The sequence below is a fragment of the Bradyrhizobium sp. SZCCHNR1053 genome (assembly GCF_032381235.1).
Lineage (GTDB): Bacteria > Pseudomonadota > Alphaproteobacteria > Rhizobiales > Xanthobacteraceae > Bradyrhizobium.
Map to the genome: position 1 here is coordinate 119,931 of NZ_JAUHJM010000014.1, position 16,191 is coordinate 136,121.

The window sequence follows — 16,191 nt, forward strand, 5'->3', positions numbered from 1 at the left end:
GTCGAGAGTCCGCTAAACCGTTGTGGGCGCAAGTTCCAGGCACATTGGGCCGGTGGTGACGATCGGCGTCTCGCTCGCGACTATCTATGATACAGGCCGACCAGAGTGGCCTCGGCAAGGGTGACCTTGCGCGCCTCGCGTTCGACGTCGCGGCACGAAGCATTCGCCCGTAGATTCAGATGATCCGCCGAGAGCGCAAGGAGCCGGAAATGATAGTGGTGGACGCCATGTCCCGGCGGAGGACACGGTCCTCCATAGCCAATCTTCCGGAAATCGTTGGCAGCCTGCTTCAGCCCGGGCTTCTGTGCTGCGCCATCCACAAGGCCGGTTTGCGTGGGTGGAATGTCGTAGACCGCCCAATGATGCCAGGTGCCGCTTGGGGCATCGGGATCGTCACAGAGCAGGACATAACTGCGGGTTCCCTCGGGTGCGTTGGCCCACTGCAGGTGCGGGGACAGGTTTTCGCCGTCGCAGGTGAAGCGTCGCGGAATAGTCGATCGGTCGACAAAAGCGCCGGACAGGAGTTCCATGGTTCTCTCCTAGCTTGAGGTGGGGACAGGCGCTGGTGTGCGCAGATATCGCTCGAACCACTGGCTGGCATGGTCGATGACGGTGTTCATTGCGCCCGGCTCTGGAAACAGGTGCGTCGCCCCAGGAACGATTTCCAGTTCCGTTGGCCCGCCAAGCCGGGCGAGCGCCTCCTCGTTCAGCTCGATCACGCCGGAGTCGGCGCCGCCCACGATCAGCAGGGTTGGCGCATGGACATGGGACAAGGCCTCGCCAGCCAAATCCGGACGGCCGCCGCGGGAGACTACGGCGGCAATTCGATGAGGCAATTGAGCCGCGGCGACAAGGGCGGCCGCGGCGCCGGTGCTCGCGCCGAACAATCCAACCGGGAGGCCGGCAATCGCCGGTTTAAGGCCTTGAAGCCAGTCGATGGCTGCGACCAGCCGCTTTCCAAGCATTCCGGTATTGAAAACGTTCGAGCGGTCATGCTCTTCTTGCTGTGTGAGAAGATCGAATAGCAGCGTCGCAAAGCCGCGCTCATTCAGCCCCTGCGCGACCGCAATGTTCCGGATACTGAATCGGCTTGAGCCGCTGCCGTGTGCAAAGACGACCAGGCCGCGTGCATTTTCCGGCAGGGTCAGCGTTCCTGCCAGCCCGAATGGCGGAATGCGAACGTCGAACGCTTGATCGATCTTCATGACGCATCCGCTCTGGGGTCAGCCCTTCTGGGTCAGCCCTGGAGGTTTCTGAGTTGGGCCGGAAGATGGGCCATCAATTTCTCGAATTCGCCGGGATCCAGCTTTTCCCATAGCACTTCGTAGATTCCACGCGCGGCCGTGAGGGGATCGATGGGAAATTGCGGCGGAAGCTCTCGGCCAACATGCGCTACAAATTCGTCGATGTGCCGCTCCTTGGTCGGAGTCGCCGCCATATGCCAGCCCTCGTAGTAGATGCCGCGCACAATGATCGGTAGCTGCGCGCCGAGCTTGGCTGCGACCTCCGGCGGCAGACGGTCGCGCAGCGCGTGCAGGACGGCTCGCAACGCATTGTAGGCATGGTGGCGGCTTTCCAGGGCCAACTGCTCATCGATCGCTTTGAGCCAAACATTGGTTTCCTGAACCGAATGATCCAATGCAGTCACACCCGTTGTTGTGCTCATGGTGTCACTCCCAGGACAGAGACAGATAGTGAATTAGTCGCAGCCTGTCCTCGGCCTGCTTTGACCTGCCGCAAAGTTCCCCGAAGGAGGGCAACAAAATGAGCGCCGCCGGGCGTTCTGGACCGGCGGCTAGTTACCTGGTTGAGGGCGTCGGGCCGGGTTGATTTCGCGCAAGGCCGTGCGCGGGCGGCGTGCTCAGATCGGTCGCCTTTTCTGAGGAGCAAGATCATGCAAACCCCGGCTCAAATCGAATTCGAGAATCTGACGCCGTCTCCTGAGCTGCAAGCTGCGATCAGCCAGCACATTTCCGAGCTGGAAAAGCGCTTCGGTCGAGCGACCGCAGGGCGCGTCATCGTGCGAGGCCCTGGCGAGCGTCACAAGACGGGCGGTCAGTACCAGGTAAACATCCGGCTCGTTCTTCCCGACGGGCGCGAAGTCAACGTGGGCCGGACGCCCAAGGAGGATGAAAGGTATGCCGACCCGACCTTTGCAGTGGACGACGCTTTCAAGCGGGCGCGGCGGCAACTGCAGGATCAGGTGCTTGTGATGCACCGCGAGACGAAGCACCACCAAGGAGAGCCGGTTGGCACCGTGCTACGGATCGATCCTAGCGGCGAATTCGGGTTCCTCGAGGCGGACGACGGCCACGAGGTTTATTTCAATTGCAACAGTGTTCTGGAAGGCCGCGCGAACATCGCCGTCGGCGCGCGTGTCGGCTATGTTGAGGAGCTCGGAGAAAAGGGGCCTCAGGCCAGCACGGTCAGGCTCCTGAGCAAACACGGCATGCGGACGTAGGTGGTTCCTCATCTCAATTGGTGGTGTGCTCACAATGGACAGTAGCTGGACGCCTCGTACCGCACGGACGCGGAGCGATCGGTTGCGCCTTTTTGCCTTGAATGGCAGCACGGAGCTGGGCGAGCAGATTGCGTCCTCATTGGGCTGCAAGCTGGCGGCCCACGAAGAGCGCAGCTTTGAAGACGGCGAGCACAAGGTCCGGCCACTCGATACGGTTGCCGGGTGCGATGTCTTTGTCGTTCACAGTCTTCATGGAGGTCCGATTGAGAGTCCGAACGACAAGCTTTGTCGTCTGTTGTTCATGATCGGCGCACTGAAAGATGCAGGTGCCACGAGCGTGACCGCAGTCACGCCATATCTTTGCTACGCGCGAAAGGATCGCAGAACGAAAGAGAATGACCCCGTGACGATCCGTTACCTGGCGTCGTTGTTCGAGGCGGTCGGCACGGCCAGGATGGTGACGCTCGATGTGCATAACGAGGCTGCCTTCGAGAATGCATTCCGCTGTCCTTCGATTGCACTCACCACGGCGCCGCTGCTGATCGGAAGGATAAAATCAATCGCCGGCGACAGGCCGATCAGCGTCGTCTCTCCCGATCTCGGTGGTGGCAAGCGGGCCGATCTGTTGCGGGAGGCATTGCAAAAGGCCTTGCAGAGACCCATAGGCAAGGCCTTCGTCGAGAAACATCGCAGCTCCGGCCGGGTGTCCGGCGACCTCTTTGCCGGCGACGTGGCTGATGCGTTCTGCGTCGTCGTCGACGATCTCATCAGCAGTGGCGGAACCCTGGTGCGTGCGGCGAAAGCGGCGCGCGCGCACGGCGCAGGAAGTGTCATTGCGTGCGTCGCTCACGGCCTGTTCATGCCGGGGGCGGAAACGGCACTTGCGGACGCGTCTATCGATCACATTATCGCGACGGACACCGTTCCGCCGTTTCGGCTGCGCCCGGGTCCGGTTCTTGCCAAGCTTGAGGTGATCTCGGCGGCTCCGCTGCTGGCAGAAGCCATCAGACGGCTGCATCAGAACGAGTCGCTGGCCGATTTGATGATGTATCAGGCCTGACGAAGCTTTGCTCGATCATCGGGCGAGCAGCCGTTCAAGCCGCTTTGCATCGGCTTCGGCCAGGGCGAGATAGTGGTGCGCGACGCGAGGCCATTTTTCCGGCGTGCGCGGCTGGGCATCGAGCAAATGCGCGATGGACAAGCGCGCCCGTAGCATCGCGCGACCAACTCGATAAAACAGGAATACGCCGCTTGCCGGATCATCGTGCAGCGTGCGTGCCAGCCCTTGTCGGATCGTGTCGCCGAACCATCGGCTGCCAAGCCGTTCGCATTCCAGGTGCAGAAACGCGATCTCGTCCAGTGCATCGCTGGCTCGCAAACGCGAATTGAACTCGAGACAGTCGATGATCGGATGGGCAGGCGTGAGCCAGATGTGCTCTGGTCTCAGGTCGCCGTGACCATCGACGATAAGCCTTTGCGAAACCCGATCGATCAGGATCCGGGCGTTCTGCTTGAGAAATCGTCGTTGAACGGACGCAACGCGCAAGATCGTGCCGTGCGGCAGGGCGAAGCGTCGATTCAGCAGGACCTGCAAATCGAGGACGGCGGCTTCGTGCAACGAAGCCAAATAGGTCTCTGGGTCGATCAGGACCCGCGAAGCATGCGAATAGAACCCGGCGAGAACCGCTGCGAGCTGGTCGGCATCGGTCTGGCGAGCCGTGCCGTTGCGCAGCATGGCCTCGAGCGTTTCGTCCTCGTTCAGCCGGCGCATGACGACGAGCCAGTCAGCCACCGGACCGGAGCCGCCGATCGCGTACCCCGAAGCAGTCTCGGTCAGCGGAACGACGCCGAGATAGACGTCGGGTGCCAGCCGGTGGTTGAGGCTGGCTTCTGCCAGGCAGGCCGTCCTGCGGCGAACCAGAGTCGAAAAATCGAGATAGGCAAAACGGACCGGCTTCTTGAGCTTGTAGACCCGCCCGCCATTCATGAAGACCCAGGACATGTGGGTCTCGCGCGTCTGAAGGCGGTCGGGAACGGGAGTGTAGCCCTCGGGGCGGCTCAGGAATGCGACCTTGCCGGAAAGGGCAGAAACGCTGACGTTCTCGGCACCGTCCGTCGTGAGTTCGTTCTGGCGGTCCAGCATGACAATCACTTGCCAAACGAAGACCGAGACAGTTTGACACCGATCAACGATCCCGGGCGCCGGAGCAATAATCTGGCAAAAATTCAAGCGGATCTGCGGACATGTTGTTTCAGGACCGGGAAGACGCCGGCCGTCAGCTGGCAAAAACCTTGCTGAAGTACAAGAGCCGCCATCCCGTGATTCTGGCGTTGCCTCGCGGCGGCGTTCCCGTGGCGGCTGAGGTGGCCGAACGGTTGGACGCGCCGCTCGATCTGGTTCTGGTGCGCAAGATCGGCGCGCCCATGCAGCCGGAGCTCGCGATCGGGGCGGTGGTGGACGGAGACGATCCGATTATCGTTCGCAATCAGGACGTCATCGATCTGACCGGCGTGAGCGAGAAGACGTTCGACGCCATCTGCGCCGGTGAGCTTGCCGAGATCGACAGGCGGCGCGAACTTTATCTTGGCGGTCGCCTGCGGTCCGACGTCAAAGGGCAGGTCGCGATCATCGTCGACGACGGCATTGCGACGGGGGCGACGACGCTCGCAGCGATCCGCGCGCTGCGAAGACGAGAGCCGAAGGAGTTGGTCCTAGCCGTCCCGGTCGCGCCGCTCGAGACCTTGCAGCGGTTGCACACGGAGGTCGATGCAGTCGTTTGCCTGGACACGCCGCGAGACTTTGGCGCGATCGGCTACTATTATCGTGACTTCAGCCAAGTCAGCGATGACGAGGTCATCGCAACCTTAAAGCGGTTCCCGGCGAAGACGACGACGACACCGGCCTCCTGATCTCGGGGTTGCTCATGAATACGTCGTCAAGCGCGCTCCTGACGGACCTGTACCAACTGAACATGGTGCAGGCGTATCTGGAAGCGGGCCAGACGCAGACAGCCGTTTTCGAATTCTTCGTCCGGAAGCTGCCGCCCCAGCGCAACTTCCTGGTGGCGGCCGGTCTGGAGCAGGCGCTCGAGTTCCTGCGAGGTCCGCGCTTTTCCGACGACGAACTGAGCTGGCTGGTACGAAGCGGCCGGTTCAGCGCGAGCCTGATCCATTATATCGCAGATTTCCGCTTCAGCGGTGACGTCCACGCCATGCCGGAGGGCACGATATTCTTCGCCAACGAACCTATCCTCCGCATCACGGCGCCTCTCCCCGAGGCTCAGCTCGTCGAGACCCGCTTGATCAATCTGTTGCATTTCCAGTCGCTGATCGCGTCCAAGGCCGCCCGCATGGCGCTGCTCGCGCCGAACAAGCTGTTGGTCGATTTCGGGCTGCGCCGGGCTCATGGCGCGGAAGCCGGTCTTTTGGCAGCCCGCGCCAGCTATATCGGGGGCTTTGCCGGGACTGCGACCGTTCTCGCCGAGAAATGCTTTGGAATCCCTTCCTATGGCACGATGGCGCATTCGTTCGTCCAATCGTTCGATGACGAGACGGCAGCGTTTGAAGCTTTTGCGCGGGCAAGACCGAAGGATCTCGTGCTGTTGATCGACACCTACGACACGGAGATGGCGGCCAGAAAGGTGGTGGCCTTGGCTCCCCGGCTGCGGGCCCTTGGCATTTCCATCCGTGGAGTACGGATCGACAGCGGTGACCTGGTGGCGCTCTCGAGAAGCGTCCGGCGGATCCTTGATGAGGGCGATCTCGAGGACGTGACCATTTTCGTCAGCGGCGGCATCGACGAAGAAGCACTGTCTTCCTTTGAAGCCGCCCCCATCGACGGTGTCGGGATCGGCACCAGCCTGGCGACATCCTCCGATGCCCCCGCCCTCGACTGCGCCTATAAGCTACAAGAGTATGCAGGCACGCCGCGACGAAAGCGTTCGACCGGAAAGGCGACTTGGCCGGGCCGCAAGCAGGTGTGGCGTCGTTATGATCCCGACGGCCGCATGGTATCCGACGTGCTCTCGACGGACGATGACGTCCAAGAGGGAGAGGCCCTGATCGTCCCTGTCTTGCAACAAGGGCGTCCGGTCACGCATCAGCCCTCGCTCCAGGATATCCGCGCCTACGCCCGGACTCAATTGGGGCGACTGCCGAGAGCTCTTGAGAGACTCCAGGTCGGCTCGTCCTATCCGGTCCATGTGGCGGCACGGCTCCGAGAATTGGCCGCTGCTGTCGACTTGAAGACGAAGTAGGTTGCTGCGGCTAATTCTCGTCATCTGTATCAAGAGCGGAACGCCCGGTGTGCGCCTAGAAGGCGTGGAGAGCGCCTATGCCGGTTCAGAATGCCGAAATTGCCAAGATGTTCGACCAGGCCGCGGAGCTCCTGGAGATCAAGGGCCGTTCTCGCGCGTATCGTAACGCAGCCCGCCTGATCGAGTGCCTGCCCAAGAGCATCACCGGCCTGCTGAAGGCAGGCGAGGATCTCTCCGAGCTACCTGGGATCGGCAAGGACCTCGCGGGCAAGATCGAGACCATCGTAGCGACGCACAAGTTCGATGTGCTTGACCGACTCAAGCGTGAGCTGCCGGGGGACCTCGGTGAGATCGCGGCGCTTCCCGGGCTCGGGCCCAAGCGGGTCAAACTGCTCTACGACAAGCTGGGCGTCCGCTCACTCGAGGATGTGCGACGCGCGATCAGATCGGGGCGACTGCGCGAGCTGAAAGGGGTCGGGGTCAAGAGCGAGCAGAAGCTCTTGCTCAACGAAGTGCCGCATCAGCTTCCCCGCAGAGAGAATCATCAAATCCGGCTGTTGCCGGTCGGGTGATGGTGCAGACGGTGTACCTCCAGCTTCGGAAATACGCCCTCCATTCGGGGGACCTACGTTTCGTGCCATAAGCGGACCAACCACTTGCCGCTAGATCGTACGCGCTGTTGATGGACCACCTGCGGGGGGCAGCGACAGTGCAATCAATTGACAAACGGCACCGCCAAGGAGCGCCATTGTTGCTCTGCGAGTTCAGTACGCATTCAATGTAGTCCGCTAGAAGCGATAGTTGATGCCCACGCGAACGATCTGGAGTTTCGTGCTCACCGTATGGTTGGCTACTTGTCCAGGGGGGCCAAATCCGGGTCCGTTGTTGAGAGTCGAATAGGAGAAGTCGCCGAGGTCGGCGTAGAGATACTCAGCCTTCGCGGACCAATGGTCTCGGAATGCCCATTCGACGCCACCGCCGGCTGTCCAGCCGACACGGGTGCTGCTGCGGCCGCCGACATGACATTCATTCAAGCCGTTCACGATCGGGCAGCCGTCGGCAAAATCCCACGCAAATCTCTTTGATGCGTCGACATTGGCGATCGCCGCGCCGCCCGTGCCATAGATCATGAATCGGTCAAAGGCCCAGCCAATGCGCCCTCGGACCGTGGCGAACCAATTCATGCCAATGTCGTCGACTGATGCAACCGTTCTCCCCGATACCGGCTCGACAACATTGCCGGTGTTTCGCGACACTTTGCCGTCAATGCCGTTGAAATCGCCCTCGATACCCAAGACCAGGTGCGACCAGCCTCCGGTTGTTGGCTGCCAGTTGCACCCGACCTGTCCGCCACCGGTAATGCCGGTGTGACTAAGGTTCGCCAGACCGGCATTGTTGATTGCCGTTCTTGCAATGCCATTGATGAGATTGGGCGGGAACGGAGGCGCGTCGGTCGTCAGGTTGTGTTTCACCTGGCCTCCGCCGAGGTTCGCGCCGACATAGCATCCCGTCCAACTAAACACGGCGAGCGGCGCAGCGCGGGGCGGGGCCTTTAGCGGCAGATCGGCCGCCGACGCGGCCTGCGCAAATGGAAGGATTGAAACAGCAGAAATGATTGCGATGGATGCGTTACGCATCGTTGCCTCCCACCACCAGACCCGAGCCATGCTATTCGGTGCGCGGGTCCGTGGGCAATAACGTCTGGTTGTTTCGTATGTAAATTTCAACCCATTGTGACATTTTAACCACAGGTTGTATGTTGTAAAGTATGAAGCTCATTCATCGCGCGACCTTGGATTAAGGATACATTGCTCACCTAACAATGCCGAGATGCAGGGAGCCGAAGTCGATTGCTGGGGATCACCGTGGTTTCGGGTGCGCCTATCGCGCCGGGGGCGGGGGACCTTGTGGCGTGTGCCGGGGCAACTTTCCCCGCGCTCCCTTTGCTCGGCTCGATAGGCCTGTCCGCTGATCGGCGGGTTGAGATGATGAGATCGTGTCCGTTTCCACCACGTCTGGGTTGCTTCTGATGGCTCTGAAAATCATGCTTGCCGGCTTTGCCGTGTTTCCTTTGGTGCTGCTCTGGTTCGGAGGTCCGATCGTCTGGACCGCCCTGCGAACTGGGCGGCTGCTTGGTCGTGGCGCCGTCTACGATCGTGACGTGCAGCCCAAGATGTACTTTTTTGGCTTGGTGTTCTGGCTTTGCATATTTCTCGTTGTAGCAGGGAATAGCGTATTAGTGCTCATGCATGTCGACGATTGGCTGTTCAATTGAACGCCACCTGCGCCATTCCACCGCGCTATCGCGCGTCGCCCTGGAATGGCAGCGAGGCGCCGACAAAGAAAACGGCGGCCGGGGGCCGCCGTTGGAGTCGAGACCACGCGAAGCGCGGCGTGGTGCTCAGGAGGTTCGGAGCTGGACGCGCTGGATCTTGCCGACGATCAGCAAGTAGGCACACGCTGCGACCAGGGCGTTGAGGCCGACGAACACCAGCGCGCCGTTGAACGAGCCGGTGGCCGACAGGATGTAGCCGATCACGATCGGGGTGGTGATGCTGGAGAGGTTGCCGAAGGTGTTGAACAGGCCGCCGGAGACGCCGCCGGCTTCCTTCGGCGAGGTGTCGGAGACGACCGCCCAGCCGAGCGCGCCGATGCCCTTGCCGAAGAAGGCCAGCGCCATCAGGCCGACCACCAGCGCCTGGCCGTCGACATAGTTGCAGCCGATGATCGCCATCGACAGCAGCATGCCGCCGACGATCGGGATCTTGCGGGCGAGCGTCAGCGATCCCGTCTTGCGCAGGATGGCGTCGGAGATGAAACCGCCGAGCACGCCGCCGATGAAGCCGCACAGCGCCGGCAGGGTGGCGATGAAGCCGGCCTGCAGGATCGACAGGCCGCGCTCCTTGACCAGATAGACCGGGAACCAGGTCAGGAAGAAATAGGTCAGCGTGTTGATGCAGTACTGGCCGATATAGACGCCGAGCATCATGCGGTTCGACAGCAACTGTCCGATGTGCGACCAGGTCGGACCACCGGAGGCGGCCTTGGCGTCTTTCGCGCCCTCCATGTCGACCAGCGCGCCGCCGTCCTTGATGTAGTCGAGCTCGGCCTGGTTGACGCTCGCGTGCTCCTTCGGTCCGTACATGGTCCTGATCCAGATCAGGCCCATGAGGATGCCGAGCGCGCCCATCACGGTGAAGACGTGGCGCCAGCCGAACGCGTGCGCGATCCAGCCCATCAGCGGCGCGAAGATCACGGTCGCGAAGTACTGCCCCGAATTGAAGAAGGCCGACGCCGTGCCGCGTTCGCTGCTCGGAAACCAGGCGGCGACGATGCGGGCATTGGCCGGGAAGCTCGGTGCCTCGGCGAGACCGACCATGAAGCGCAGCGTGAACAGCGCGGTGACGGCGGCGGCGCCGGAGAAGAAGCCGATCCAGCCCTGCATCATGGTGAAGATCGACCAGATCACGATGCTGCAGGCATAGACCCAGCGCGAACCGAAGCGATCGAGCAGCCAGCCGCCCGGCACCTGCGCGAGCACATAGGACCAGCCGAAGGCGGAGAACACATAGCCCATCGCCACGGGATCGAGATGCAGCTCCTTGGACAGCGAAGGTCCTGCGATCGACAAGGTCGCGCGGTCGGCATAGTTCACGGTCGTGACCAGGAACAGCATGGTCACGATAAGCAGCCGCACGCGCGATCGGCGCAGTTCGGCCGTGGTTACGATTGCGCTCATGCGCGCCACCTCTCTTGTCACGTTCCTCGAGAACTGTCCTAGAGGAGAGGGAGGGCCGCGGTCCAAACCGAAGCCTGTATCGATCGATCCAAATTTTGGATCAATCCCGGGGTCTCCATGCCGGGCAAAGGCTTCTCTCCTGACCATACGCGCAGGAGCCGATCAGGATTGCCCGTCGAGTTTTTCAGATTTCGTGGCGCATTCCGACGGCCGTCGCGGCAACCGCCAGCATGGCGGAGCGGATCTCTCCTCACATCCACCGCGCCTCACGCGCCGGATCGCCTGGATCCCGGCAAATTCGCTGCCGACAAGATGCGAAGCGCAGCGGTCCGTTCCGCCGGTTGGAAGCCGCCCACGGACCAATGGACGTGCGAACCATCTGTGCTTGTATCGGCTGCTACTGCGTGCACAATCGTCGGTGCAAGCGAACAGGAGCCATTGCGCGTGAAGGCCGTCTACACCGAGCTGCATCGCAGCCATGATCCGCAATTCTATCTGGTGCGCGGCGTCGTCAAGCGCACCACCGAGCAGCCCGAGCGGGCGGATCGTCTGCTTGCGGGATTGAAGGCCGGCCATCACGAGTTGGTCGCGCCGATTCATTTCGGCCAGGAAGCTCGCGCGCGCGTGCACAGTCCGGAATACCTCCATTTCCTGGAAGAGGCGTGGGACGCGTGGGCCGCGCTCGGCGATGCCGGTGCGGAGATGATTCCGAACATCCATCCCGTTCGCAATGCCGCCACCTATCCGACGCACATCGTCGGGCGGCTCGGCTGGCACACGACCGACACCTCGGCGCCGATCGGGCCGGGGACGTGGGAAGGCGCCTGCGCCGCGACCGACGTGGCTGCGACCGCGGCGCAACTGCTGCTCGATGGCGAGGATGCGGCGTATGCGCTGTGCCGGCCGCCGGGCCACCATGCCTATCGGGACATGGCCTCGGGCTTCTGCTTCATGAACAACTCCGCCATTGCAGCCGCGCATCTGCGTCAGCGCCACGAGCGGGTCGCCATCCTCGACGTCGACGTCCACCACGGCAACGGCACGCAGGGCATCTTCTATGAGCGGCCCGACGTGCTCACCATCTCGATCCACGCCGACCCCACGCACTACTACCCGTTCGTCTGGGGCTATGCGCATGAGCGCGGCGCCGGCGCGGGCCTTGGCGCCAACCTCAACATTCCGCTGCCGCTGAAGAGCGGCGACGACACCTATCTCAAGGCGTTCGAGACCGCGGCCAAGACGATCCATGCGTTCGCGCCCGGCGCGCTCGTGGTCGCGCTCGGTCTCGATGCCTCCGAGCACGATCCGCTCAAGGGGCTCTCCGTGACGACGCCGGGTTTCCGCCGCATCGGCGGCGCGGTCGCGCGGCTCGGCCTGCCCACGGTGTTCGTGCAGGAGGGGGGCTACCTCTCGGACATTCTCGGGCAGAACCTGACCGCAGTGCTCGGAGGTTTCGAAGCGGCGCGGTAAGCCTTCATCTCCTCCTCGTGATCTCTTCCTGGTGTGCGCCGAGAACGCCATCGCAAATCATTCGCATGGCTGCGCTTGACGTGCGGAGGCGAGCCGCGACGCGGCCGCTTCAGGCTCGACAGTGCGGCCGACTGTCGAAACATTCAGGTCCGATTGCTGCACCATTTAACAAGTGCTAGGCTTTGCGAACTACCCTCGGCTGTAGTCGGCTCGGAGGGACGTGATGAAGCGGCGAATGATCGGCCTGGATACCCTGGTCGCGGGACCCGAAGAGGCGTTGGCCCGGCCGATGGCCAAACTGACCGGGCCGGAGTTCGGCTCTGCAGCCTTGGCCGGCCGGCCATCCCGCCGAAGGCTGCTGGCCTCAGCCGGCCTCGGCGCTGCGGCCGTATCGTTCTCAGCCGGCCCGGCGATCGCGCAACCACGTGACGGCGCAAGCCTCGGCCGGCCGGTGCGCGTCAGCAAGGACCGGCTCGATGCGCTCGCAGCGAAGCTCCACGCCGTCTTCAATGAGCACAATATCTTGCCGCCATTCTCGGCCGAGAAGCACGGGGCGCGGGTCGACGTCGAACTGCGCCGGCTGACGACCTACACGCGCGTCCCCGAGACCGGTGAGCGCGTCAAGGTCAGCGGCCTGCTCGCGCTGCCCGCCGATCACAAGGGCGCACTGCCGGTCGTGTCGTGGCAGCACGGCACCATCCTGTCGTTCGATCAGGTCCCGTCCAATCTCGTCAGACTGGCTGATCCGAACTACGAACCGCGCGACAATGTCGATTCGATCGAGACGTTGTTCAACGTCCAGCGCCTGGTCGGCAACGGCTTTGCATTGATCGCGGCCGACTATCTCGGCAAGGGACCGTATCGCCAGGGGCGAGGCGAGGCCTATGCGGTGAAGGACGCGACCGTGCAGTGCTGCCTGGACATGCTGAACGCGGGCCTGCTCGCGCTCGATCATCTCGGCCTGCGAAAGACCGGGCTGTTCCTGAACGGCTGGTCGCAGGGTGCCTTGAACACGCAATGGCTGCGCCAGGAGCTGCAGCGGCGGCGCGTCGCGGTGGCGGCGAGCGCAACGCAAAGTCCGTTCAATAATCTTGCGGATTCGATGCGCTATTGGGTGTCGGCCGAACCGGGCAGCGCGTCGACCGACAGCACCTATCCGAAGCAGCCGATTTGGATCACGCCGTGCGTCATCGTCCTCCTGGGCAGCTATCGCCAGTATTACCGGCTCGGCGACCTGTTCAAGACCGCGATTAAGCCGCAACACCTCGCGCTGGCCGAGAAATACTGGGCCGGCTACAGCATGGACGAGACGTTCAGCAAGTCGGTGCCGCAGCCCTCGGACCTGCTGGTCGACGGCTTCTTCGAGCGCTTCACCCACGAGACCAACAGCCGCTTCCTCCGCCGCTTGGCCGGCAACAGCTCGACCTATTGGGATTATGACGCCCCGATGCGGTTCTACTACGGCCTTCTCGACGAGGCGCTGCCGCCGAGCCTGGTCAAGATGCCGCTGGCGGCCGACGGCCGCTTTGCGCAAGGCACAGCGGTCACCGGCGCCAGCCATCGCGGCACGTTCCTGGCAAGCCTCTATGGCGGCGGCGACGTCATGGGCGGCGCTTCGACCGTGCTGGACTTCTTCAAGACCAGCTCTTGAGCTTCGGCCATGATCAGCTCGCCAGCGCCTGCGGCGTGCGCGAGGCAAGCTCCCGCTCCGCGGTGCGGACGATCTCCATGGTGCGCACGACGCTCGCCGGATTGACGCTGATCGAATCGATGCCGAGTTCGGCCAGATAGCGCGCCACTTCGGGATAGTTGGCCGGCGCCTCGCCGCAGATGCCGACATGGCGACGGTTGCGATGCGCGCCTTCGACCGCCATCCTCAGCATCGCCAGCATGCCGGGATCGCGCTCGTCGAAATCGAACGCGACGATATCGGAATCGCGGTCGACGCCGAGCGTGAGCTGGGTGAGATCATTGGAGCCGATCGAGAAGCCGTCGAAATGTTTGGCGAATTCGTCGATCAGGATCACGTTGTTCGGGATCTCGCACATCATGTAGATCTCGAGCCCGTTCTCGCCACGCACCAAGCCGTGCCCGGCCATCGCCGCGATCACCTTGCGCGCCTCCTCGACGCGGCGGCAGAACGGGATCATGATCTTCAGATTGGCGAGCCCCATCGTGTCGCGCACGCGCTTCAACGCCGCGCATTCCAGCGCGAAGCCGGCGGCGTAGGCGGGATGCGCATAGCGCGAGGCGCCGCGGAAGCCGAGCATGGGGTTCTCTTCCTTCGGCTCGAAATCGGAGCCACCGATCAGGCTGGCATATTCGTTGGTCTTGAAGTCTGAGAGGCGTACGATCACCGGTCGTGGGTAGAACGCCGCGGCGATGGTGCCGACGCCTTCCGACAGCCGCTCGACGAAGAAGTCGGCGGGCTTCTTGTAGCGCGCAGTCAGGCGCTTGATCGTCGCGCGGTCCTTTGCCGCGGTCACCTTTGCGGGCGTCGCCAGCGCCATCGGGTGGATGCCGATCGCCTGGTTGATGATGAACTCCATGCGGGCGAGGCCGACGCCATCGTTCGGCAGCAGCGCGGTCTTGAAGGCCAGTTCGGGATTGCCGAGATTGACCATGATCTCCGTGCGCGGCTTCTCCAGGCTGTCGATCGCCAGGCGCTCGACATCGAACGGCAGTGCGCCGTCGTAGACATGGCCGGCATCGCCCTCCGCACAGCAGACGGTGACGGTCGTTCCGGTCTTCGCGTGCTTGCTGAAATCCTCCGTGCCGACCACGGCCGGCACGCCGAGCTCGCGGGCGATGATCGCGGCATGGCAGGTGCGGCCGCCATGATCGGTGACGATCGCCGCCGCGGTCTTCATCACCGGCTCCCAGTCCGGACTGGTCGATGCGGCGACCAGCACCTCGCCGGGGCGGAACGCGTTCAGATCCTTGGGAGTGCGGATCAGGCGGATCTTGCCGGTGGCGATCCTTTCGCCCACGGCGCGGCCGGTTGCCAGCGCCTTGCCGGTCTTCTTCAGAACGTAGGTCTCGATCGCCTCGGGCCGCCGCTGCGAGGCCACCGTCTCCGGCCGCGCCTGGATGATGTAGAGCGCGCCGTCGCGGCCGTCCTTGGCCCATTCGACGTCCATCGGTGTCGGCCTGCCGGCCTTCTGCGAGTAGTGCTCCTCGACGACGATGGTGGCCTGCGCGAGCTCCAGCACGTCGGCATCGCTGATGCAGAATTTCGCCCTGTCAGCCGGCGGCGTCGCCTCGGTGCGCGTCGTGGGGCCACGACTGCGCGAGCCGGGCTTTGCGCCGGCTTTGGCATAGACCATCCGTTTGTCCTTGGCGCCGAGCCGGCGCGACAGCACGCTGCGGAAGCCGGCCGCGAAGGTCGGCTTGTGGACGTAGAATTCATCCGGATCGACCGTGCCCTGCACGATGGTCTCGCCGAGGCCGTAGACCCCGGTGATGAAGGCGACATCGCGAAAGCCGCTTTCGGTGTCGAGTGAGAACATCACGCCGCTCGCGGCGCGGTCCGAGCGCACCATCTTCATCACGGCGACCGACAGCGCGACCTTGTCGTGGTCGAAGCCGTTGTCGATGCGGTAGGAGATCGCGCGGTCCGTATAGAGCGAGGCGAAACAGCGGCGGCACGCCTCGAACAGGTCCTTGGCGCCGCGAATGTTGAGAAAGCTCTCGTGCTGGCCTGCGAAGCTCGCATTCGGCAGGTCCTCGGCGGTGGCCGAGCTGCGCACGGCAACCGCGACGTCGCGGCCATACTCCTGCTCCAACTGCTTGTAGGCCACTGTGACCTCGTGGCGCAGGTCGTCACGGTCGGTCGCCGCGAACACGATCGCGCGGGCCTTCGCCGCGCGCTTGGCGAGGTCGGCAATGCGGCGCTTGTCGAGGCCGGCGAGCAGCTTCCGTAGCTCGTCGTCGGCTCCGGCCGCGCTCAGCGCATCGCGATAGGCGGCCGCCGTCAGTGCGAAGCCGTTGGGCACGCGCACGCCGTGCGACGCCAGCGCCGAATACAGCTCGCCGAGCGACGCCGTCTTGCCGCCGACGCCGGGCACGTCCTCGATGCGGAGATCCTTGAACCAGCGGATATAGCTAGGTGCCGTCATCGGTCATCTCCCGCATCGCAACGCAAACGTCAGTTTGTCGCGGCGGGCGGCGGCTGCCTTGCGCAAGATCAAGCAGGGCGCTCCGCGAGCTCCTTAAATCGCGGGATGACAACGGTTCCACCATAGGCGAGGATGTTTGCTAAAACC

15 protein-coding genes are annotated in these 16,191 nt (G+C 63.3%); 8 read left to right on the forward strand and 7 right to left on the reverse strand.

Going from position 1 to position 16,191, the window contains the following annotated elements; genetic code table 11:
• Positions 1-80 precede the first annotated feature (80 nt).
• The 3 genes from QX051_RS26020 to QX051_RS26030 are packed head-to-tail and all read right to left on the reverse strand — an operon-like array spanning position 81 to position 1,666.
• Positions 81-530 carry a YbhB/YbcL family Raf kinase inhibitor-like protein gene (locus QX051_RS26020; protein ID WP_315733839.1) on the reverse strand — a complete coding sequence of 150 codons (450 nt, stop codon included), beginning with the start codon at positions 528-530 and terminating at the stop codon, positions 81-83.
• Between the two features lie 9 nt (positions 531-539).
• Complete coding sequence (locus tag QX051_RS26025; protein ID WP_315778082.1) at positions 540-1,205, reverse strand: dienelactone hydrolase family protein; 666 nt, start codon at positions 1,203-1,205, stop codon at positions 540-542.
• A gap of 32 nt (positions 1,206-1,237) precedes the next feature.
• On the reverse strand, positions 1,238-1,666 hold the full coding sequence (locus QX051_RS26030; RefSeq protein WP_315733835.1) for a DUF2267 domain-containing protein: 429 nt from the start codon (positions 1,664-1,666) through the stop codon (positions 1,238-1,240).
• 228 nt (positions 1,667-1,894) lie between these two features.
• Between QX051_RS26030 and QX051_RS26035 the strand changes: the two genes are divergently transcribed.
• Together QX051_RS26035 and QX051_RS26040 are read left to right on the forward strand one after the other, a co-directional pair.
• Positions 1,895-2,461 carry an HPF/RaiA family ribosome-associated protein gene (locus QX051_RS26035; RefSeq protein ID WP_315778083.1) on the forward strand — a complete coding sequence of 189 codons (567 nt, stop codon included), beginning with the start codon at positions 1,895-1,897 and terminating at the stop codon, positions 2,459-2,461.
• 82 nt (positions 2,462-2,543) lie between these two features.
• The gene (locus QX051_RS26040) at positions 2,544-3,521 is read left to right on the forward strand and encodes a ribose-phosphate diphosphokinase (RefSeq protein WP_315778084.1); all 978 of its coding nucleotides are present in this window, start codon (positions 2,544-2,546) and stop codon (positions 3,519-3,521) included.
• 15 nt (positions 3,522-3,536) lie between these two features.
• Here the strand turns inward: QX051_RS26040 and QX051_RS26045 are convergent, their stop codons facing one another.
• Positions 3,537-4,604 (reverse strand): hypothetical protein, encoded by a 1,068-nt coding sequence (locus QX051_RS26045; protein ID WP_315778085.1) that lies wholly within the window; start codon positions 4,602-4,604, stop codon positions 3,537-3,539.
• Between the two features lie 101 nt (positions 4,605-4,705).
• Here QX051_RS26045 and QX051_RS26050 point away from each other — a divergent pair, with 101 nt between their 5' ends.
• The 3 genes from QX051_RS26050 to QX051_RS26060 all read left to right on the forward strand — a co-directional run bounded on the left by QX051_RS26050 (position 4,706) and on the right by QX051_RS26060 (position 7,289).
• A complete protein-coding gene (locus QX051_RS26050; RefSeq protein WP_315778086.1) occupies positions 4,706-5,371 on the forward strand; it encodes a phosphoribosyltransferase in 666 nt (221 codons plus the stop codon).
• A gap of 14 nt (positions 5,372-5,385) precedes the next feature.
• On the forward strand, positions 5,386-6,717 hold the full coding sequence (locus QX051_RS26055) for a nicotinate phosphoribosyltransferase (protein ID WP_315778087.1): 1,332 nt from the start codon (positions 5,386-5,388) through the stop codon (positions 6,715-6,717).
• A gap of 77 nt (positions 6,718-6,794) precedes the next feature.
• On the forward strand, positions 6,795-7,289 hold the full coding sequence (locus tag QX051_RS26060; protein WP_315778088.1) for a helix-hairpin-helix domain-containing protein: 495 nt from the start codon (positions 6,795-6,797) through the stop codon (positions 7,287-7,289).
• 216 nt (positions 7,290-7,505) lie between these two features.
• Here the strand turns inward: QX051_RS26060 and QX051_RS26065 are convergent, their stop codons facing one another.
• Positions 7,506-8,354: an outer membrane protein gene (locus QX051_RS26065; RefSeq protein ID WP_315778089.1), complete on the reverse strand. Its 849-nt coding sequence runs from the start codon at positions 8,352-8,354 to the stop codon at positions 7,506-7,508.
• Between the two features lie 359 nt (positions 8,355-8,713).
• Here QX051_RS26065 and QX051_RS26070 point away from each other — a divergent pair, with 359 nt between their 5' ends.
• A complete protein-coding gene (locus QX051_RS26070; RefSeq protein WP_315778090.1) occupies positions 8,714-8,992 on the forward strand; it encodes a hypothetical protein in 279 nt (92 codons plus the stop codon).
• 126 nt (positions 8,993-9,118) lie between these two features.
• On the opposite strand, the gene QX051_RS26075 is transcribed toward QX051_RS26070, so the two are convergent.
• Entirely contained in the window at positions 9,119-10,456 is a 1,338-nt protein-coding gene (locus QX051_RS26075) for an MFS transporter (RefSeq protein ID WP_315733819.1), read from the reverse strand.
• A 444-nt stretch (positions 10,457-10,900) separates the two neighbouring features.
• Here QX051_RS26075 and QX051_RS26080 point away from each other — a divergent pair, with 444 nt between their 5' ends.
• Positions 10,901-11,926, forward strand: a complete 1,026-nt coding sequence (locus QX051_RS26080; RefSeq protein WP_315778091.1) for a histone deacetylase family protein — start codon at positions 10,901-10,903, stop codon at positions 11,924-11,926.
• A 223-nt stretch (positions 11,927-12,149) separates the two neighbouring features.
• Positions 12,150-13,577, forward strand: coding sequence for a lysophospholipase (locus QX051_RS26085; RefSeq protein ID WP_315778092.1), 1,428 nt, complete (start codon positions 12,150-12,152; stop codon positions 13,575-13,577).
• 13 nt (positions 13,578-13,590) lie between these two features.
• Here QX051_RS26085 and ppsA read toward each other — a convergent pair whose 3' ends face one another.
• The gene (gene ppsA, locus QX051_RS26090; protein WP_315778093.1) at positions 13,591-16,044 is read right to left on the reverse strand and encodes a phosphoenolpyruvate synthase; all 2,454 of its coding nucleotides are present in this window, start codon (positions 16,042-16,044) and stop codon (positions 13,591-13,593) included.
• Positions 16,045-16,191: the final 147 nt, after the last annotated feature.